The sequence below is a fragment of the Streptomyces sp. SCUT-3 genome, from assembly GCF_014083985.1.
GTDB classification, from domain to species: domain Bacteria; phylum Actinomycetota; class Actinomycetes; order Streptomycetales; family Streptomycetaceae; genus Streptomyces_H; species Streptomyces_H thermolineatus.
Genome location: NZ_CP046907.1, coordinates 827,213 through 843,894, shown reverse-complemented (window position 1 = coordinate 843,894; position 16,682 = coordinate 827,213). Strand labels below are relative to the sequence as shown.

The following is a 16,682-nucleotide window of genomic DNA, read 5'->3' as shown; positions in this document are numbered from 1 at the left end:
GACCCCCGGCCGCGCACCGGGGCCGGACGCACAGACACGAAAGAGTGAGGTGAGCCGCACCGATGCAGGCTCCAGCGACCGGGGTGCCGGTCTCCTTGCCGGTCCTCGCGGCCTACCGGTACTGCGAGGCGGTCACCGGCGGCCAGGCCCGCAACTTCGCCTACGGCATCCGGCTGCTGCCCACCGCCCGGCGGCGGGCGATGTCCGCGCTGTACGCCTTCTCCCGTCGGGTCGACGACATCGGCGACGGGACGCTGGAGGCGCAGGAGAAGGCCTCCCGGCTGCAGGGGTGCCGCGACCTGCTGGAGCGGGTGCGCACCGGGGCCGTCGCCGAGGACGACACCGACCCGGTCGCGGTGGCCCTGGCCCACGCGGCCGGCGCCTTCCCGCTGCCGCTGGGCGCCCTCGACGAGCTCATCGACGGCGTGCTGATGGACGTGCGCGGCGCCACCTACCGCACCTGGGAGGAGCTGCGGCAGTACTGCCGCTGCGTGGCCGGGGCGATCGGCCGGCTCTCCCTCGGCGTCTTCGGCACCGTGCCCGGCGCCCGCGACGCGGACCGTGCCGACCACTACGCCGACACCCTGGGCCTCGCCCTGCAGCTCACCAACATCCTGCGCGACGTGCGCGAGGACGCCGCCAACGGCCGCACCTACCTGCCGTCCGAGGAACTGGACCGGTTCGGCTGCGCCGAAGGCTTCGCCCGCGGGCTGCCCGCCCCGGGCGCCGACTTCGCCGGGCTGGTCCGCTTCCAGGCCCGGCGCGCCCACGCGCTGTTCGAGGAGGGCTTCCGGCTGCTGCCGATGCTGGACCGGCGCAGCGGCGCCTGCGTGTCCGCGATGGCCGGCATCTACCACCGGCTGCTGGTGCGCATCGCCCGCGACCCCGAGGCGGTGCTGCACGGCCGCGTCTCCCTCCCCGGGGGGGAGAAGGCGCTGGTGGCCGTGCGCGGCCTGACCGGCCTGCACGCCCGCCGGGTCGCCGGGGCCGCCGGGGGAGGCGCATGAGCGCCCCCGTGCCCCGCCCGGGCGGCGGCGTCCCGTCCCGCCCCGCCGCCGCGGACCGCACGGCGGTGGTGGTCGGCGGCGGCCTGGCCGGCGTCACCGCCGCCCTGGAGCTCGCCGACGCCGGACTCGCGGTGACCCTGGTCGAGGGCAGGCCCCGCCTGGGCGGCCTCGCCTTCTCCTTCCGCCGCGGCGACCTGGCCGTCGACAACGGCCAGCACGTCTTCCTGCGCTGCTGCACCGCCTACCTGGGCTTCCTGGACCGCATCGGCGCCACCGGCCTGGTGACCCTCCAGGACCGCCTGGACGTGCCCGTGCTGGACGTCGCGGCCCCCGGCGGGCCGCGAGCGGCGCGGCTGCGGCGCGCCGCCCTCCCGGTGCCCCTGCACCTGGCCGGCAGCCTCGCCTCCTACCCCCACCTGTCGCCGGTCGAGCGGCTGCGGGCCGCCCGCGCCGCCTGGGCCCTCAAGGGCCTGGACCCGGCCGACCCCGCACTGGACGGGCGGGACTTCGCGAGCTGGCTGCGCGAGCAGGGGCAGTCGCCGCGCGCGGTCGAGGCGCTGTGGGACCTGGTGGGCGTGGCCACGCTCAACGCCCGCGCCCGGGACGTCTCGCTCGGCCTGGCCGCGATGGTCTTCCGCACCGGTCTGCTGTCCGACCCCGGCGCCGCCGACATCGGCTGGGCCACCGCCCCGCTGGGCGACCTGCACGACGAGCGGGCCGCCGCCGCCCTGCGGCGGGCGGGGGTGCGGGTGCTGACCGGGACCCGGGCGACCGGGGTCGAGCCGGGGCCGGACGGCGCCCGGCAGGTCGTCCTGGCCGACGGCGCCCGGCTGCCGTGCACCGCGGCGGTGCTCGCCGTGGCGCAGGAACAGGCCCGCGCCCTGCTGCCGCCCGGCGCCCTCGACGACCCCGCGCGGCTCTCCGGGATCGGTGTTTCGCCCATCGTGGACCTGCACGTGGTCTACGGTCGCCGGGTGATGCGCAGTCCCTTCCTCGCCGTGCTGGGCAGCCCGGTCCAGTGGGTCTTCGACCGCACCGCCTCCTCCGGCCTGGCCGGCGGGGGACAGTACCTGGTGCTCTCGCAGTCCGCCGCCCACGACCTGGTCGACCTGCCCGTCGCCGCGCTGCGGAAGCGGTTCCTGCCCGAGCTGGAGCGCATCCTTCCCGCCGCCCGGAGCGCCGGCGTGCGGGACTTCTTCGTCACCCGGGAGCGGACGGCCACGTTCGCCCCCGCGCCGGGCGTGGGACGGCTGCGCCCGTCCGCCCGTACCCGCGTGCCCGGCCTGTACCTGGCCGGCGCGTGGACCGACACCGGATGGCCCGCGACCATGGAGGGGGCGGTGCGCAGCGGAACAGCGGCGGCCCGCGCCGCCCTGGCCGACGCCGGCCGCCCGGTGCCCGCGGAGGCGCACGCCGTCCCGCGGACCCGACCACAGTGCCCACAGCAGGAGGAGAGAACGTGAGTCCGGCCAACGACGAGGCGACCGAGGTCCTCGAGGACAGAAGCGTCGCTTCCCTCCTCGAACGCGGACGCACCCTGTCCACGCCCCTGCTCAAGCAGGCCGTGGCCCGGCTGGCGGCCCCCATGGACGCGGTGGCGGCCTACCACTTCGGCTGGATCGACGCAGACGGGCGCCCCGCGCACGGCGACGGCGGCAAGGCGGTGCGCCCGGCGCTCGCCCTGCTGTCCGCCGAGGCGGCCGGGGCCGCCCCCGAGGTCGGCGTCCCCGGCGCCGTCGCCGTGGAGCTGGTGCACAACTTCTCCCTGCTGCACGACGACCTGATGGACGGCGACGAGCAGCGCCGCCACCGCGACACGGTGTGGAAGGTGCACGGCCCGGCCCAGGCCATCCTGGTCGGCGACGCCCTGTTCGCCCTGGCCAACGAGGTGCTGCTGGAGCTGGGGACCGTCGAGGGAGCCCGCGCGCTGCGCCGCCTGACCGTCGCCGCCCGCAAGCTCATCGACGGGCAGGCCCAGGACATCTCCTACGAGCACCGCGACCGGGTCACGGTCGAGGAGTGCCTGGAGATGGAGGGCAACAAGACCGGCGCGCTGCTGGCCTGCGCGGTCTCGGTCGGGGCGGTCCTCGGCGGCGCCGACGACACCGTCGCCGACGCCCTGGAGGACTACGGGCACCACCTGGGGCTGGCGTTCCAGGCGGTCGACGACCTGCTGGGCATCTGGGGGAGCCGGCCACCACCGGCAAGCAGACCTGGTCCGACCTGCGGCAGCGCAAGAAGTCCCTGCCCGTCGTCGCCGCGCTGGCAGCCGGCGGCGAGGCGTCGGAGGAGCTGGCGCGGCTGCTGGCCGCCGACGCCGAGGAGACGGAGAACGGCGACCTGGACGAGGCCGAGTTCGCCCACCGCGCCGCGCTGATCGAGAAGGCCGGCGGACGGGAGTGGACCTCCGAGGAGGCCCGCCGCCAGCACGCCACGGCCATCGAGGCCCTGCACCGGGTCGACATGCCCGAGCAGGTGCGCCGCAACCTGGTGGCCCTGGCCGACTTCGTGGTCGTCCGGGAGAAGTAGGGAACGGCGCCCGTCCGGGGACCGGGGGCCCAGGGGCCCGGGTCCCGGACGGGGCCCGGGCGTCCCTCCTGTTTTTGCCCGAGAGGCAAGAACCTTGCCTCTCGGGCAAAAAATCTCTATACCGGAGGCATGACCTCACACATGGAGGACGCCGGGACCCACGACCCGCTGCCCGCCGTCGCGCCCCGGCTGCGCGAACTGCGGCGGCGCGGCGGCGTCACCCTGGAAGCGGCCGCCCGGCGGGTGGGCCTCTCGCCCGCCCACCTGTCCAGGCTGGAGACCGGGCAGCGCCAGCCCTCCCTGCCCGTCCTGCTCTCCCTCGCCCGGGTCTACGGCACCACCGTCTCGGACCTGCTGGGGGAGACCGCCCCCGAGGCCGAACCGGTCCTCCGCGCCGACCGGATGGAGGCCGCCGACGCGGGCGGCTGGACCTACTGGCGCGCGGGCGGGCCCGGCCGCGCCATGCAGGCCCTGCGGGTCCACGTCCCGTCCGGCCCGCAGCGCGACATCGTGCGCGTGCACCCGGGCGAGGAGTGGCTGTGCGTCACCCGCGGCAGGCTGCGGCTGGTGCTGGGCGAGGCGGTCCACGAACTCGCACCGGGGGACGCGGCCCACTACGACTCGCTGACCCCGCACCGCCTCACCGCCGCCTCGCACGACGGCGTCGACTTCATGTTCGTCCACACCCTGCTGCAGAGCGGGACGGCGGAGCTGTGCCTGGGCGCCGGCACCCCGCCCCGCCGCCCGCACTGACCACCCCGCCCGCACCGACCGCGTCCGCCGCCCCGCCCGCACCCGCCGGCCGGGGCGGCCCGGACGGTCCTGCCGCCCGCACCCCGGCCCAGGCCGGCCCACCCGGAGGGAACCCTCACCGTGTCCGTCGAACCGGCCCGCGCCGAACGCCCCGCAGACCAGCAACCCGCAGACGGGCAGCCCGCCCCCCGCCCCGCCCCCGACGCCCGGCCCGGCCGCCCGGTCCCGGCGTCGGACGAGCAGTACAAGGCCCCCATGGGCATGACCGTGCGGGTCTTCATCTACCTGGTGGCCGTGCACTTCATCGTGTTCTTCTTCTTCGCGATCTTCTACCTGCTCGGCGCCCAGTAGCCCTGGCCGGGGCCCGTCCGCCGCCGGACGGGCCCCGCGCCGGTTCCCCCGGGGCGGCCGTCAGTCCTCGGTGAGCAGCCGCTCGCGCAGCAGCTCCCGGGTGGCGGGGGCGACCCCGAGGCCCTCTCCGAGGTAGCGGTCCACCGTCCCCCAGGTCTCGTCGATGGTGCGGAACGCCTCGGCCAGGTACTCGGAGCGGGCCTCGAACAGGGGGCTGAGCAGCTCCATGACCTCCGGGGTGGTGGCCGGCTCGGCGTCGTCGTCGCGCCGCACCGCGTAGCGGCGGTGCACGGCGTTGCTCTCGAGGTAGTCGTGCTCCACCGCCTCGCGGTCCACGCCGACCGCCATCAGGGTGACCGCCACCGACAGGCCCGCCCGGTCCTTGCCCGCCGCGCAGTGCAGCAGCGCGGGCAGGGTGTTCTCGGCCAGGGCGTGCAGCAGCCTGCTGTGCTCGGCGGTGCGGTGCAGGATCGTGTGGCGGTAGGAGGTGACCATCCGCCGCACCGCCCTGCCGTCGGCGAGCTGCTCGCGCAGCGCCCCGATGTCCCCGTTGCGCACGACGCGCCAGAACTCCGCCCCCTGCGCCGGGTCGGACAGCGGCATGTTGACGTAGCCCACGCCCTCGGGGAGGACGTCCGGCCCCTCGAGCCGGATGTCGGCGGCGTTGCGGAAGTCGAAGACGGTGTGCAGGTTCAGCGAGGCCAGGAACGCCGCGTCCTCATCCGTCGCGTGGGCCAGGTGGCCGCTGCGGTAGAGCCGTCCGTGCCGGACCCTGCGCCCGTCGGCGGCCGGGAGGCCGCCCACGTCACGGAAGTTGCGCACTCCGGTCAGCAGGGTCTCGGTCGTCAAGGTCCCGCTCGGGGCGGTCTCGGGCGTCTGCTGGGTCACCGGCGCTCCTTGCCTCTCTCGGGGCGGCCGGCGGTGCTCGTCACCGCCGTACCGGCCGGATCCGACCATACGACAGCCGCCCGCCCATTCATACCGCGCGGTATGTGCGGGGTGCGCCCTTGCCGCGCGCCTCCTCCCGCCAGCACCATGGGCGGTGTGGTCAGGACGGGAGGGGACGGGCGGCTGTGGGTCCTCTCGGGCCCCTCGAGCTCCTACGCGCTGCGGCTCACCGACCGCGACGAACTGCTCCACCTGTACTGGGGTCCGCCGATCACCCTGGACGACGCCGAGCGGCTGGCCGCCGAACCGCTGCCCGGGGACTGGCCGTTCGAGTCCGCCCTCGACGGGCGCGAGGAGTACCCCGTCGAGGGCGGCCCCCGGTTCGCCCGCCCCGCGCTCGCCCTGCGCAGCGCCGCCGCCCGGGCGTGGAGTGGGCCCACGAGGGCGCCGACGCCGCCGGCGGCCTGCTGCGCCTGCACTTCCGCGACCGCGTGCACCGCGTCCGCCTCACCCTGCACTACCGGATGCGCACCGGCTCCGACGTCCTGGAGCGCTGGGTGCGCCTGCGGCACCTCGGCGGCCCCGGCGCCGTCCCCGTCGAGGTGCTGCGCGCCGACTCCGCGACCTGGACCCTGCCCACGGGACCGCTGGCGCCTGTCCCACCTGCACGGCCGCTGGGCCGCCGAGAGCCGCCTGGTGCGCACCCCGCTGACGCCGGGCGAGAAGCGGATCGGCAGCCGACGCGGCCACACCGGACACCAGTTTCTGCCCTGGATCGCCCTGGACGACGGCGCGGCGGGGGAGGAGCACGGGGGTGTTCAGCGCGGCCCTGGCCTGGTCCGGCTCCTGGCGGATCTGCGTGGACCGGCTGCCCGACGGCACCGTCCAGGCCACCGGCGGCGCCGGGCACGACGACGCCGGCGTCGTGCGCCTGGACCCCGGACGGTCCTGGACCACCCCGGTCTTCGCCGGCCTGCGCACCGGCGGCGGCTTCGGGGCGGCCAGCCGCGCCTGGCACGCCTGGCAGCTCGCCCACGTCGTCCCCGGCGCCGACCGGCTGAGCCCGGTCCTGTACGACGCGCGGGGGCCGGGCGGCAGCGGAGCGGCCGGCCCGGGCGGACTCGTCCGCCGGGCGGCCGACATCGGCGTGGAGCTGTTCGTCGTCGACGGCTGCCTGCCCGCGACCTGACGCCCGGCCGGGCCCGCCTGCCCGAGGGGCTGGAGCCGCTGGCCGGGGAGGTGCACGACCTGGGCATGCGGTTCGGCCTCCGCCTGGAGCCGGAGGCGGTCGCCCCCGGCGGCCGGCTGCACCGGGAGCACCCCGACTGGGTGCAGCAGCGCGCGGGGCGCCGCCCCACGGCGCACCGCGGCCGGCTCCTGCTCGACCTGGGCCGCCCCGAGGTCCGCCGCCACCTGTGGGAGCGACTGGACGCCCTGCTGCGCGACGCACCGGTCGACCACGTCCGGTGGGACCTCGGCCGCTGCTCCACCGACCCCGGCCGCCCCGGCGACCCCTGGCCCGAACGGCTGGACGCCGAACACGTCGAGGGGCTGTACGAACTGCTCGACCGGCTGCGCGAGGCCCACCCGGGGTGACGTTCGAGTCCTGCTCCGGCGGGGGCGGCCGCACCGACCTGGGCATCCTGGCCCGCGCCGACCGCGTGCAGGTCTCCGAGAGCACCGACCCGCTGGACCGGCTGGCGATCCAGCACGGCCTCAGCCAGCTCCACCCGGCCCGCGTCATGACGTCCCTGGCCGCCGACAGCACCGACACCACGCTCAACCGGCGCCCGTCCAACCTGCGCTTCCGGTTCGTCAGCGCCATGGCCGGAGTGCTGGGCGTCGGCGGGGACCTGACCTCCTGGAGCGGCCAGGAACTGGCCGAGGCCCGCGACCTGGTGGCCCTCTACAAGCGCATCCGGCACCTGGTCCAGCACGGTGAGCTGCACCGGCTGCGCGCGCCCGCGGACGGCACCGGAGCGGGCTGCGCGGGCGCCGACGGCCCGGGCGGGGACGGCTTCAGCGCCGTGCAGTACCGCAGGGGCGACGGCGGCGAGACGGCCGTCCTGGCCTGGCGGCACGCCCAGCGGTTCGGCACCCCCGTCCCGCCGCTGCGCCTGCGCGGCCTGGACCGGGACGCGCTCTACCGGGACGCCGCCACCGGGGAGCTGCACAGCGGGGCCCTCCTGGCCCACCGCGGCCTGCGCATCCCGCTGCACGGCCCCCTGGACGCCGCCGTGGTCCACCTGAGAAAGGCCTGACGGGCGGGCGGGACGCCCGTTCGTGACGGCTGTCCGTGACGCCAGTTCGTGACGGCCGTTCGCCCGCACGGGTGCGAGTGAAGAACATCACCCCCCGTCAACCCCTACTTACGGTGGCGTAGGTCACTTGACGGAGTGAAGTATGTCTTCCGTGGCAGACGATTCGACAACACTTCGCAAGGGCGCCCCGGGCGCCATCGGGTCGTACGCGGCACTGGGGACAGCTTCACCGAAGGTGTCGGAGACCCCGCCCGACGGCACGTTCATCGGATGGGCCGACCGGCTCGCGGCCCTGCTCGGCAGCCGGTCGCCGGACGGGGGGTTCCGCTACGCCAACCTCGCGGTGCGCGGCAAGCTGCTCGACCAGATCGTCGAGGACCAGCTCCCGCGCGCGGTGGATCTCGCCCCCGATTTGGTGACCTTCTGCGCGGGGGGCAACGACATCCTGCGTCCGGCAGCGACCCGGACGACGTCGCCGAGCGGCTGGAGGCCGCGGTGGCCCGGCTGTCGCCCGAGGTCGGTACCGTCCTGCTGTGCACCGGCTTCGACACCCGCGGCACCCCCGTGCTGCGTCACCTGCGCGGCAAGATCGCGACCTACACCGCCCACGTGCGGGCCATCGCCGACCGTCACCAGTGCCCGGTCCTCGACCTGTGGTCGCTGCGCTCGGTCCAGGACCGGCGGGCCTGGAGCAACGACCGCCTCCACCTCTCGCCCGAGGGCCACACCCGGGTCGCCCTCAGGGCCGCCCAGGTCCTCGGCATCGACGTGCCCTCGGACCCGGACGAGGCGTGGCCCGAGCCCGCCGTCCGCCCGGCCTCCGAGGTGCGCAGGGAGAACCTGCGCTGGGGCCGCGAGCACCTGGTGCCGTGGATCGGCCGCAGGCTGCGCGGGGAGTCCTCCGGCGACCACGTCGTGGCCAAGCGCCCCGACCTGCTGCCCCTGTAGGGCCCGTACCGCACAGCCGCGGCGGCCGTCCGGCACCGGACGGCCGCCGCGGCTGTGCTGCGCCACCCTTCCCCGCGCCCCGCGTCCCGTGCCCCGTCGGCCGCACGCCCCGTCGGCCGCGCGGGCCGTCGCACCGGCCGCACGGGCCCCGGGACGGCAAACCGCTCAGAAACGAGCCCCGCGGGGCCGGCGAAGCACGCGGAGGCGCTCCCTCGGCCGTCGCGGAACGGGCGGATCCCCGGCCCCGCGTATTCCCCGAACGTCCCGGAAGGTCCGTCGTGCGCGGCCCGGCGGACGCTTCCGCCGGCCGATTTCGGCGCACAGTGCGACGCCTTTCGGCCACGAAATGCAATCGGTCTGCTTTTCGGCCATTCCCCGGCCGAAAACCCGGCGGTCTCCTCCCGGCCCCCGGTGGTCCGGTGAAGTCGGCGGACTTTCGTTCACCGCGGGGCCGCGACGTCTGGTAGCGTCGTCGACCGGGTGAGCGGAATTCTCTCCCACGTGCACCTCTTTGTGAATCGCCGCATTCGCGCTCCGGTCTTCGTCGTGAATGCCTTCGACCGTGCGGTACGAGAGGGGAACCGGAATGTCCGCCCTGGAACCGGGCAGCGCCACCTGGGTGGCCGGCCTACTGGCATCCGAATGGGGAGTGGCGCACCCCGGAGGACTCCGCCCGCTGACGAGCGGGGGCGAGCAGCCCCTGACCCACACCGCGGGGCTGTGGGAGTACGAGACCGGCGGCCGCGCGTTCGTGCTCAAGGCGCAGCTCAACCCGGACGCGGCCAGACCCGCCGGCTTCTACCCGCTCAAACGCGACCTGGTCGCGCGCTGCCGTGCCGCGGGCGTGCCGGCGGCGGAGGTCCTGCCGACCGTCCGCGGCGAGGCCGCGGCTTGGCGCGACGGGGTGGTGTGCGAGGTACTGCCCCGCTGTCCGGGCACCTCCCCGCACCACTCCGGCCCCGACGCCGTACGGGCGGTGCTGGGCACCGCGCTGCGGTTGAGGCGGACGCTGGACGCCCTGCCCGCGAGGACGGTCGAGGAACTGGCCCGGATGCCGGTGAACCCGCTGGTGGACCAGGAGGATCCGCACCTGGCGCTGGAGGAGGCGACCGGGCTGCTGCCGGCCGCCGAGGCCCGCCCGGACCCGTGGGGGCGCCTGGTCGCCGGGGCGCTGCGCGAACTGCTGGGAGCCGCGCACCTGCTGGCGGACGCCCCGGCCCCGGTCGCCGACGCGGTGGTCCACGCGGACCTGCACCGGCACCATTTCCTGCTGGGTCCGGACGGCGTCACGGCCGTGCTGGACTTCGACAACGCCCGGGCCGGCGACCGGCTGCTGGACCTGGCCTGGGCGGCCGAACTGTGCCTGAGCGTGCCGGCCCCGGGTGACCGGGCGGGGCCGGCACTGCTGGCCGGGTTCATCGCGGAATGCCGGGCCGAGGGCCTGCTCGCCGAGGGCGAGCACCGGCTGCTGATGCCGCTGCTGTACGCGGCCGCGGCACCGGTGATCGTGGACATCGCCAAGGACGTCCTTGTCCGCGACATCCTCAGCCCCGCCTGGGCGCGTTATTTCGAACTCCTCTCGCCGCTGCGGCGCGCAGGGGCGCACGCCCTGCTCACCGGCGGCTGAGGACCTGTCCTCCCGGAACGGCTGCCCCTGTGCGCCGTCCGGGGAACCGGTGGAATTTCCCGGGAAAGAAGTCCGGGAATTAATTGTCCTGCTGCGGCGCGTGCGCCGCAGTGGCGACCGGCTGTTTTCCGCTTTCTTCGGCGCCGTCCGGAAATACCATCGCGGCGCCGGTCCGACCTGCTCGAGAAAGGCGTGAAAGCCATGCCCGAAAACATCACGTGGCCGGCCGACATCTCGTCCTACTGTTTCGAGGTGCCGTATTCCGACCAGTCCGTCCTGTTCTCCTCCGCCTCCGGGGTGCGGTTGACCGACACCGAGGGCCGCACGTACCTGGACGGGCTCTCCGGGGTCTTCGTGACCTGCTTCGGCTACGGTGCCGAGCCGATCACCTCCGCGGTGGCCAAGCAGGTGCAGACGATGGCCTTCCACCCGCCCCTGCACGGCACCAACCCCCATGCCCTGGAACTGGCCGAGCGCCTGGTCCGCCTGGCGCCGGACGGCATCGTCGCGGCCAAGCTGGTCAACGGCGGCTCGGAGAGCGTGGAGGCCGCCATCCGGCTCGCCCGGCTGTACCACCACGAGCAGGGCCGGCAGGGCAAGGTGAAGGTGCTCAGCCACTACCACGGCTACCACGGGGCGACCTTCGGCTCGCTGTCGGTCACCGGCCGCCCGGACGTCGCCCGCTTCGGCCCGGGCCTGCCCGGGGTGGTGCACGTGTGGCCGCCGGACTGCGTGGAGGCGTTCCTCGGCGTGCCCCACGAGCGGTCCGGTGCGGCGGCGGCCGAGCTGATCGCCCGCACCGTCGAGGCCGAGGGGCCGGACTCGGTGGCCGCACTGGTGGTCGAGCCGGTGATCCACCTCCGCGGGATGGCGGTGCCCCGCCGGACTACCTGCCCGCCCTGCGGGAGGTCTGCGACCGGTACGACGTGACACTGGTCTTCGACGAGATCGTGACCGGTTTCGGCCGCACCGGCGCCCCCTTCGCGGCGGACACCTTCGGGACGACGCCGGACCTGATCTGCGTCGGCAAGGGCATCTCCGGCGGCTACGCGCCGCTGGCCGGGGTACTGATCGGCGACCGGATCGCCCCGGTGCTGGACGGGGAGGCGGGCTCCCGGGCGTTCGCACCGTCGCACACCTATGCCGCCAACCCGGTGTCGGCCGCCGCCGGGGTCGCCGCGCTGGACATGTTCGAGCAGATCGACGCGCTGGGCGCCGTCGCCCGGCTCTCCGCACGGATGGACGCCGGGCTGCGACGGGTGCTGGGCGGGCGCGGCCGGATCCGCGGGGCGGGGCTGCTCTTCGGCGTGACGCTGCTGCCGCCGGACGGGCCGGACCCGGAGGCGGGCGCCAAGGTGGCGGCCGCCTGCCTCCGGCGCGGCCTGATCATCCGCGGCCAGGACGACTGGGTGGTGATGGCGCCCGCCTTCACCAGCGAGGACGCCGACATCGACGAACTGCTCTCCGTCCTGGGCGAGGCCGTGGACGAGGTCCTCGGGGACGCCCGGTGAGCGGGCTGCTGCGCCGTTGCGAGGAGCGCGCCACCGCCGTGCTGCCGACCCTGCCGCCCCACGAGAGGGCAGTGGTCGAGGCGGAACTGGCCGCCCTGCGGACCGTCACGGACACGGACACGGACACGGGCACGGACCCGCGGCCCGCGCCGACCGACCTGCTCACCGAACTGCGGGCGCTGGCCCGCGCGGTGCCCGAGCGGCTGTACCGGGACAGCGCGCAGGTGCTGCGCCGGATGCACGAGATAGCCGGGTCCGGCAACCTGGAGAGCTGCCTGTCCTCCCTGGGCATCGTCCGCGCCTGCTTCGACCTCGGTTTGGTGCCCGCCGGCCGCGCGGACGCGCCGGCCGAGCAGGGGGGTCCCGTCCTGGTGGTGGGGCGCGGCCACATCGCCCGGCCTTCTACGCCGAGCACTACGTCCGCGGGCAGTTCCCCTTCCTGCCGCTGACCGCGCTGCACCACGGGCTGACCGGGGTGGTCCACCGTGACCTCGGCTTCTCCCACACCATGCGCTACAGCTTGGGCGTCGGCGTCGCCCAGGCCGTCAGCCGGGCATGGGAACTGACCCGCCGCGGGTCGGACACCAAGGTTGTCTGCCTGGCCGGGGACGGCGAGCTCCAGGAGGGCTCGACCTTCGAGGCGCTGCGCTTCGCCCACGACGCCGGCCTGCGCAACCTCGTCCTGTGGTCGACGCCAACGGGAAGGGCATCGAACCGCTGGCCAAGCCGCTCAACCGCGACTACCTCGCCGCCTACACGCGGGAGGTGACCGAGGTGGGGGCACCGCTCCGGAGGTCGGCGACGCGCTGGCCAAACTGCTGGAGGGCGAGGGCCCGGCGGTGCTGGTGTGCCGGACCCGCAAGGGAGCCCACAGCTTCAAGCCGCCGGCCGCCCCCGGCGCACCGCCCGCGAAGGCATCCTTCGCCACCACCGCCGGCGCGGCCCTCTCCGCCCACCTGGCCGAGACCGGCCGCAGCGCCGCGGTCTTCACCGCCGACATGGCGGCCCGCTTCGGCCTCGCCGCGGGCCCGCCGTACACCAACGTCGGGCTGGCCGAGACCATCGGCGTCGGGCTGACCCTGTCGCTGCCGAGGACACCCTCAAAGTCGTGGCCACCGACGCCATGTACTACATGGACTCGCTCAGCATGCTCACCGAAGCCACGACCGGGGTGCGCAACCTGCTGCTGCTCGCCGGCCGCAACTGGGCCGCCTGGGGCGGCGCGCACAACGCCTTCAACCTGCTCGGCCTGGTTCTGGGCGCGCGGGTGTACGAGCCGGTGACCTCCGCCGAACTGGACGCCTGCCTGCGCCACCAGCACGCCCGCCCGGAGACCGCCCACTGGTCTCGATGGTGGACGCCAGTACGACCAGCCCGACTGGGGCTGCGAACGGGACGTGGACGGCGCCGTCTGGGTCGTCCCGCCGGGGCCGGACCGGCGGCGCGCGGTGGTCACCTTCGGCTACGCCGGAGTGCTGGTGGACGCGGTCAACCGGGCCGGGGAGGTCGCCCACCTGCACTGCGCCGCGCTCGACCCCCGGCTCACCGCCGCCCAGGTCGCGGCGCTGCGCTCCTTCGACCGGCTGCTGACCGTGGAGTACAACGGCGTCCAGGGCGGCTTCGGCGAGCGGCTGCGCGCCCGGCACCTGCTGGACGCGACCGTGCACGGCGTCCGGGGCGACATCGCCACCCTGGTGCACGACCGGCAGCTCGCCGTGCACGGCATGGACCCCGCGAGCCTGCGGGAACTGCTCACCGGCGGCGACCGGACGGGGGAGGTGGCCGCCTGTGCGGGTGCACGCGCATGACTACCGCGGGCCGGACCTGTCGGGATCTACGACGGCGCCGTCCTGATGCACCGCCAGGTGCTCCGGCTGCTCCAGCAGCGCACCGCGCTGCACCTGCACGACCTCACCGCCTGGCCCCGCTGCCAGGCCGGGCTGCGGGCCGCAGGAGGCACCGGGGACGACGTGGTGTACGCCGGATCGGGCCCGTACGCCTTCCTGTACCACCTGTGGCGCGAGCGCACCGGCGCCGACGTGCGGATCGTGCGGGAGGTGCACACCGCGCTGTGGTCGGGCTACTGGCTCCAGGAGGAGCTGTGCGCCCCGCTGGTGCGCCCGGCGACCTGGCCCTCTTCCCCACCGAGTACACCCGGGCGCTCTACCGCGGGCACTTCCCCTCCGTGGAGCGCGGCGGCTCGGCGGTCGCCTACCCGATGCCCCGACGGGGTGCGCGCGGCGGCGCCGAAACCGGCCGGGGGACGCTGCGGGTGGGCTACCTGGGAGCCCTGTCGCTGGCGAAGAACTTCGACCAGGTGCTGGACGTGGCCGCCCGCGCCCACCGGGAGACGGCGGCGCGGTGGAACTGCTGTGCGCCGGCAAGCCCAACGACCCGCGGTGGCAGGGGCAGGCGGTGCGCGAGCGGGTGGCCGCCGCCGGAGCCGACCCCGGCCTGGTGCGGACGGCGGGGCTGCTGCCCCCGGAGCGGCTGGGGGAGTTCTTCGCCGAGGTGGACGTGCTCTTCCCAGCACCGCGTCCCGGGAGACGCTCGGCCGGGTGGTGCTGGAGGCGCTGGAGCACGGCGTGCCGGTGCTCGCCGCCGACGTGGGCCCGGCGGTGGAGCTGCTGCCCGCCCGCAACTGCTGCCGACCGTGCTGGACACCGGCTCGGCGTTCCGCATGGACCGGGTCGGGCCGCTGGGCCGGATCGACGAGGACACCGCGGTGGCCAGGCTGGTCGCACGCGACTGGGCGCCGCCGGAGTTCGCCCGCACCGCCCCGTACGGCCCCGGGGCCTTCCTGGCCGCCCTGGAGGGGAGGCCGGACGAATCCGGCTTCCCCGCCGACGAGCGGATCGCCACCGCGCTGCGGGTCTCCCCGCGAGCCGGGACCGATCCGCTGGCGGCGGCCGGGGCGGCGGAGGCGGTCTTCACCGCCTTCTTCGCCGCCGACCGGGCCGAGCTGCGGCGGCGGGTGAAGGCCGCCGAGGCCGCAGCGGACCGCGAACTCCCGGAACTCCACGCCGTGGTGGAGCAGCCTGACCGCAACCTGGCCGACTACCGGGCGCTGCCCCGGCTGCTCGACGCGACCGTCATGCCGCAGCTGGCCTACCCCTGGAGGGCGCCGCCGCGGCACCGCACCGCACAGGAGAGGCGACACATCATGGCTGAGTCCACCCGCCGGGACGGCCCGGGACGGCGGCGGGTGCCGCCCGCACCACCGCACCCGCGCCGGGACCCGGAGGCCGCGACCCCTCCGGGACACCGTCTGCCTGGTGATCGGCGGCGCCCGCGGCATCGGGGCCGCGGTGGTCGAGGAGTTCGCCCGCCGCGGCGCACACGTGGTGGTCGGGGACACCGACCGGCTGCCCTCCGGTACAACACTACCGCTCCACCGAGACCACCGGTTACGGCGAGGCGGCGGAACTGGCCGAGCGGCTGACCGGGGAGGGCCTGGCCGTGCGGGCCGCCGGGTGAACGCCTCCGACGAGGCGCAGGTCCGCGCGCTGTACCGGGCTCGCCGAGGAACCCGGACGTCTGGACACCGTGGTGAACGCCTTCGGGGTCACCCACGTGTGCCCGGTGGCGGACATGGAGCTGGCGGAGTTCCGCGAGGTGGTGGCCGGCAACCTGGACGGGGTCTTCTCGTGCAAGTACGCCCTGCCGCTGCTGCGCCTCCGGCGGATCCATCGTCAACTTCTCCTCGGTCTCAGGCCGCACCGGCTTCGGCAAGGTGGCGCACTACTGCGCGGGCAAATTCGGCGTGGTCGGCTTCACCGCGGCGCTGGCGCTGGAGGAGGCCAGGCACGAGTGCGGTCAACGCGGTCTGCCCCGGCATCGTCCGCTCCAACATGTGGCGCTACCTGATCGCGGAGTTCACCCGCCCCGGCGAGACCGAGGAGGAGTGCTGGGAGCGCATGCGGTCGATGATCCCGCAGCAGCAGTTCCAGACCGCGAGGACGTCGCCGGGGCGGTGGCCTACCTCGCCTCGGCCCGCGCGGTCACCGGCAGGCGCTCGGCGTCAACGGCGGGATGACGAACCCGTGAGCGGGCCCGACCGGCCCGCCGCGCCGGCCCACGCCCACGCCCCCGGCCCCGCCCCCGCCCCCGCCCCCGGTCCCGTGCGGGAGGCCGCCGGGCCGACCGCGGAGCCGGCGGGCCCCCGTCCGCCTGACGGAGGGCTGGCGGCGGGACGGCGTACCGGCGGCGTTCGCGACGACCCGGCACGGGATCCGGGTCACCGCACCGGCCGGCGCCGACTGTTCCACTCTCCCGGGCACCGCGGCACCGGCGTACCGGCCCTGCGGCGCCCGCTGAACGGGGACTTCACGGCCTGGGCCGCGGTCTCGGTCGCCGGCCGGCGGTTCGCCGACGCCGGCGGGCTGTGCCTGTACGGGCCGGACGGCTGGTTCAAACTGTGCCTGGAACGCACCCGCGCCGGCGGCTGGGCGGCGGTCAGCGTGCTCTCCCGTCCGGACTCCGACGAAGCACTCGGCCCGGCACTGCCGGCCCACGGGCAGGACTGCTGCTCACCCGCGAGGGCGGCCGCGTCGCCGCCTTCGTCCGGGCCGAGGAGGAGCCCCACGGCGGACGGCAGCCGCAGGAGGCCGGCGGCTGGGAATTCGTCCGCACCTTCAGCGGCTGGACGCAGCACACGCTGGAGCTGGGCCTGTTCGCGCAGGCACCGTTCTCCGACGGCTGCACGGCCGCCTTCGAGTCCCCGCACCTGGGAGGGAGGGCGCTGCGTGACCGCCGCTGACCACCGCCCCGCCCCGCGGACCGACCGGGCCGCGACCGCGGCCGCGCT

14 protein-coding genes and 3 pseudogenes are annotated in these 16,682 nt (G+C 75.7%); 16 read left to right on the top strand and 1 reads right to left on the bottom strand.

The window, feature by feature from the left end; genetic code table 11:
• Positions 1–62 precede the first annotated feature (62 nt).
• From hpnD to GQS52_RS27415, 5 genes and pseudogenes are all read left to right on the top strand, one after another.
• The gene (gene hpnD, locus GQS52_RS03750) at positions 63–1,007 is read left to right on the top strand and encodes a presqualene diphosphate synthase HpnD (RefSeq protein WP_182311644.1); all 945 of its coding nucleotides are present in this window, start codon (positions 63–65) and stop codon (positions 1,005–1,007) included.
• A complete protein-coding gene (gene hpnE, locus GQS52_RS03745; RefSeq protein WP_182311643.1) occupies positions 1,004–2,470 on the top strand; it encodes a hydroxysqualene dehydroxylase HpnE in 1,467 nt (488 codons plus the stop codon). Before hpnD ends, hpnE begins: the two co-directional genes overlap by 4 nt.
• Positions 2,467–3,536 (top strand): annotated as a pseudogene (locus GQS52_RS03740) (polyprenyl synthetase family protein). Before hpnE ends, GQS52_RS03740 begins: the two are co-directional and overlap by 4 nt.
• A gap of 129 nt (positions 3,537–3,665) precedes the next feature.
• Positions 3,666–4,289 carry an XRE family transcriptional regulator gene (locus tag GQS52_RS03735; protein ID WP_182311642.1) on the top strand — a complete coding sequence of 208 codons (624 nt, stop codon included), beginning with the start codon at positions 3,666–3,668 and terminating at the stop codon, positions 4,287–4,289.
• Positions 4,290–4,409: 120 nt separating this feature from the next.
• The gene (locus GQS52_RS27415; RefSeq protein WP_182311641.1) at positions 4,410–4,640 is read left to right on the top strand and encodes a DUF6126 family protein; all 231 of its coding nucleotides are present in this window, start codon (positions 4,410–4,412) and stop codon (positions 4,638–4,640) included.
• 60 nt (positions 4,641–4,700) lie between these two features.
• Here the strand turns inward: GQS52_RS27415 and GQS52_RS03725 are convergent, their stop codons facing one another.
• On the bottom strand, positions 4,701–5,528 hold the full coding sequence (locus tag GQS52_RS03725; protein WP_259370561.1) for a tyrosine-protein phosphatase: 828 nt from the start codon (positions 5,526–5,528) through the stop codon (positions 4,701–4,703).
• Between the two features lie 156 nt (positions 5,529–5,684).
• Between GQS52_RS03725 and GQS52_RS03720 the strand changes: the two are divergent.
• The 11 genes and pseudogenes from GQS52_RS03720 to GQS52_RS03690 all read left to right on the top strand — a co-directional run bounded on the left by GQS52_RS03720 (position 5,685) and on the right by GQS52_RS03690 (position 16,634).
• Positions 5,685–7,789, top strand: a pseudogene (locus GQS52_RS03720) (alpha-galactosidase).
• 142 nt (positions 7,790–7,931) lie between these two features.
• Positions 7,932–8,737 (top strand): annotated as a pseudogene (locus tag GQS52_RS28185) (SGNH/GDSL hydrolase family protein).
• A gap of 586 nt (positions 8,738–9,323) precedes the next feature.
• Entirely contained in the window at positions 9,324–10,364 is a 1,041-nt protein-coding gene (locus GQS52_RS03710; protein ID WP_182311638.1) for a phosphotransferase, read from the top strand.
• Between the two features lie 252 nt (positions 10,365–10,616).
• Positions 10,617–11,294 (top strand): aminotransferase class III-fold pyridoxal phosphate-dependent enzyme, encoded by a 678-nt coding sequence (locus tag GQS52_RS27400; protein ID WP_259370560.1) that lies wholly within the window; start codon positions 10,617–10,619, stop codon positions 11,292–11,294.
• Positions 11,291–11,875: an aminotransferase class III-fold pyridoxal phosphate-dependent enzyme gene (locus GQS52_RS27395; protein WP_259370559.1), complete on the top strand. Its 585-nt coding sequence runs from the start codon at positions 11,291–11,293 to the stop codon at positions 11,873–11,875. The genes GQS52_RS27400 and GQS52_RS27395 overlap by 4 nt, the downstream gene beginning before the upstream one ends.
• Positions 11,872–12,324, top strand: a complete 453-nt coding sequence (locus GQS52_RS27390; protein WP_259370558.1) for a hypothetical protein — start codon at positions 11,872–11,874, stop codon at positions 12,322–12,324. Before GQS52_RS27395 ends, GQS52_RS27390 begins: the two co-directional genes overlap by 4 nt.
• 26 nt (positions 12,325–12,350) lie before the next feature.
• Complete coding sequence (locus GQS52_RS27385) at positions 12,351–12,644, top strand: hypothetical protein (RefSeq protein ID WP_259370557.1); 294 nt, start codon at positions 12,351–12,353, stop codon at positions 12,642–12,644.
• Positions 12,645–13,272: 628 nt separating this feature from the next.
• Entirely contained in the window at positions 13,273–13,683 is a 411-nt protein-coding gene (locus GQS52_RS27380; protein ID WP_259370556.1) for a hypothetical protein, read from the top strand.
• An 845-nt stretch (positions 13,684–14,528) separates the two neighbouring features.
• On the top strand, positions 14,529–15,317 hold the full coding sequence (locus GQS52_RS27375; RefSeq protein WP_259370555.1) for a hypothetical protein: 789 nt from the start codon (positions 14,529–14,531) through the stop codon (positions 15,315–15,317).
• Positions 15,318–15,779: 462 nt separating this feature from the next.
• Positions 15,780–15,911 carry a hypothetical protein gene (locus GQS52_RS27370; RefSeq protein WP_259371215.1) on the top strand — a complete coding sequence of 44 codons (132 nt, stop codon included), beginning with the start codon at positions 15,780–15,782 and terminating at the stop codon, positions 15,909–15,911.
• A 381-nt stretch (positions 15,912–16,292) separates the two neighbouring features.
• Complete coding sequence (locus GQS52_RS03690) at positions 16,293–16,634, top strand: hypothetical protein (RefSeq protein WP_182311637.1); 342 nt, start codon at positions 16,293–16,295, stop codon at positions 16,632–16,634.
• The last annotated feature ends 48 nt before the right edge of the window (positions 16,635–16,682 follow it).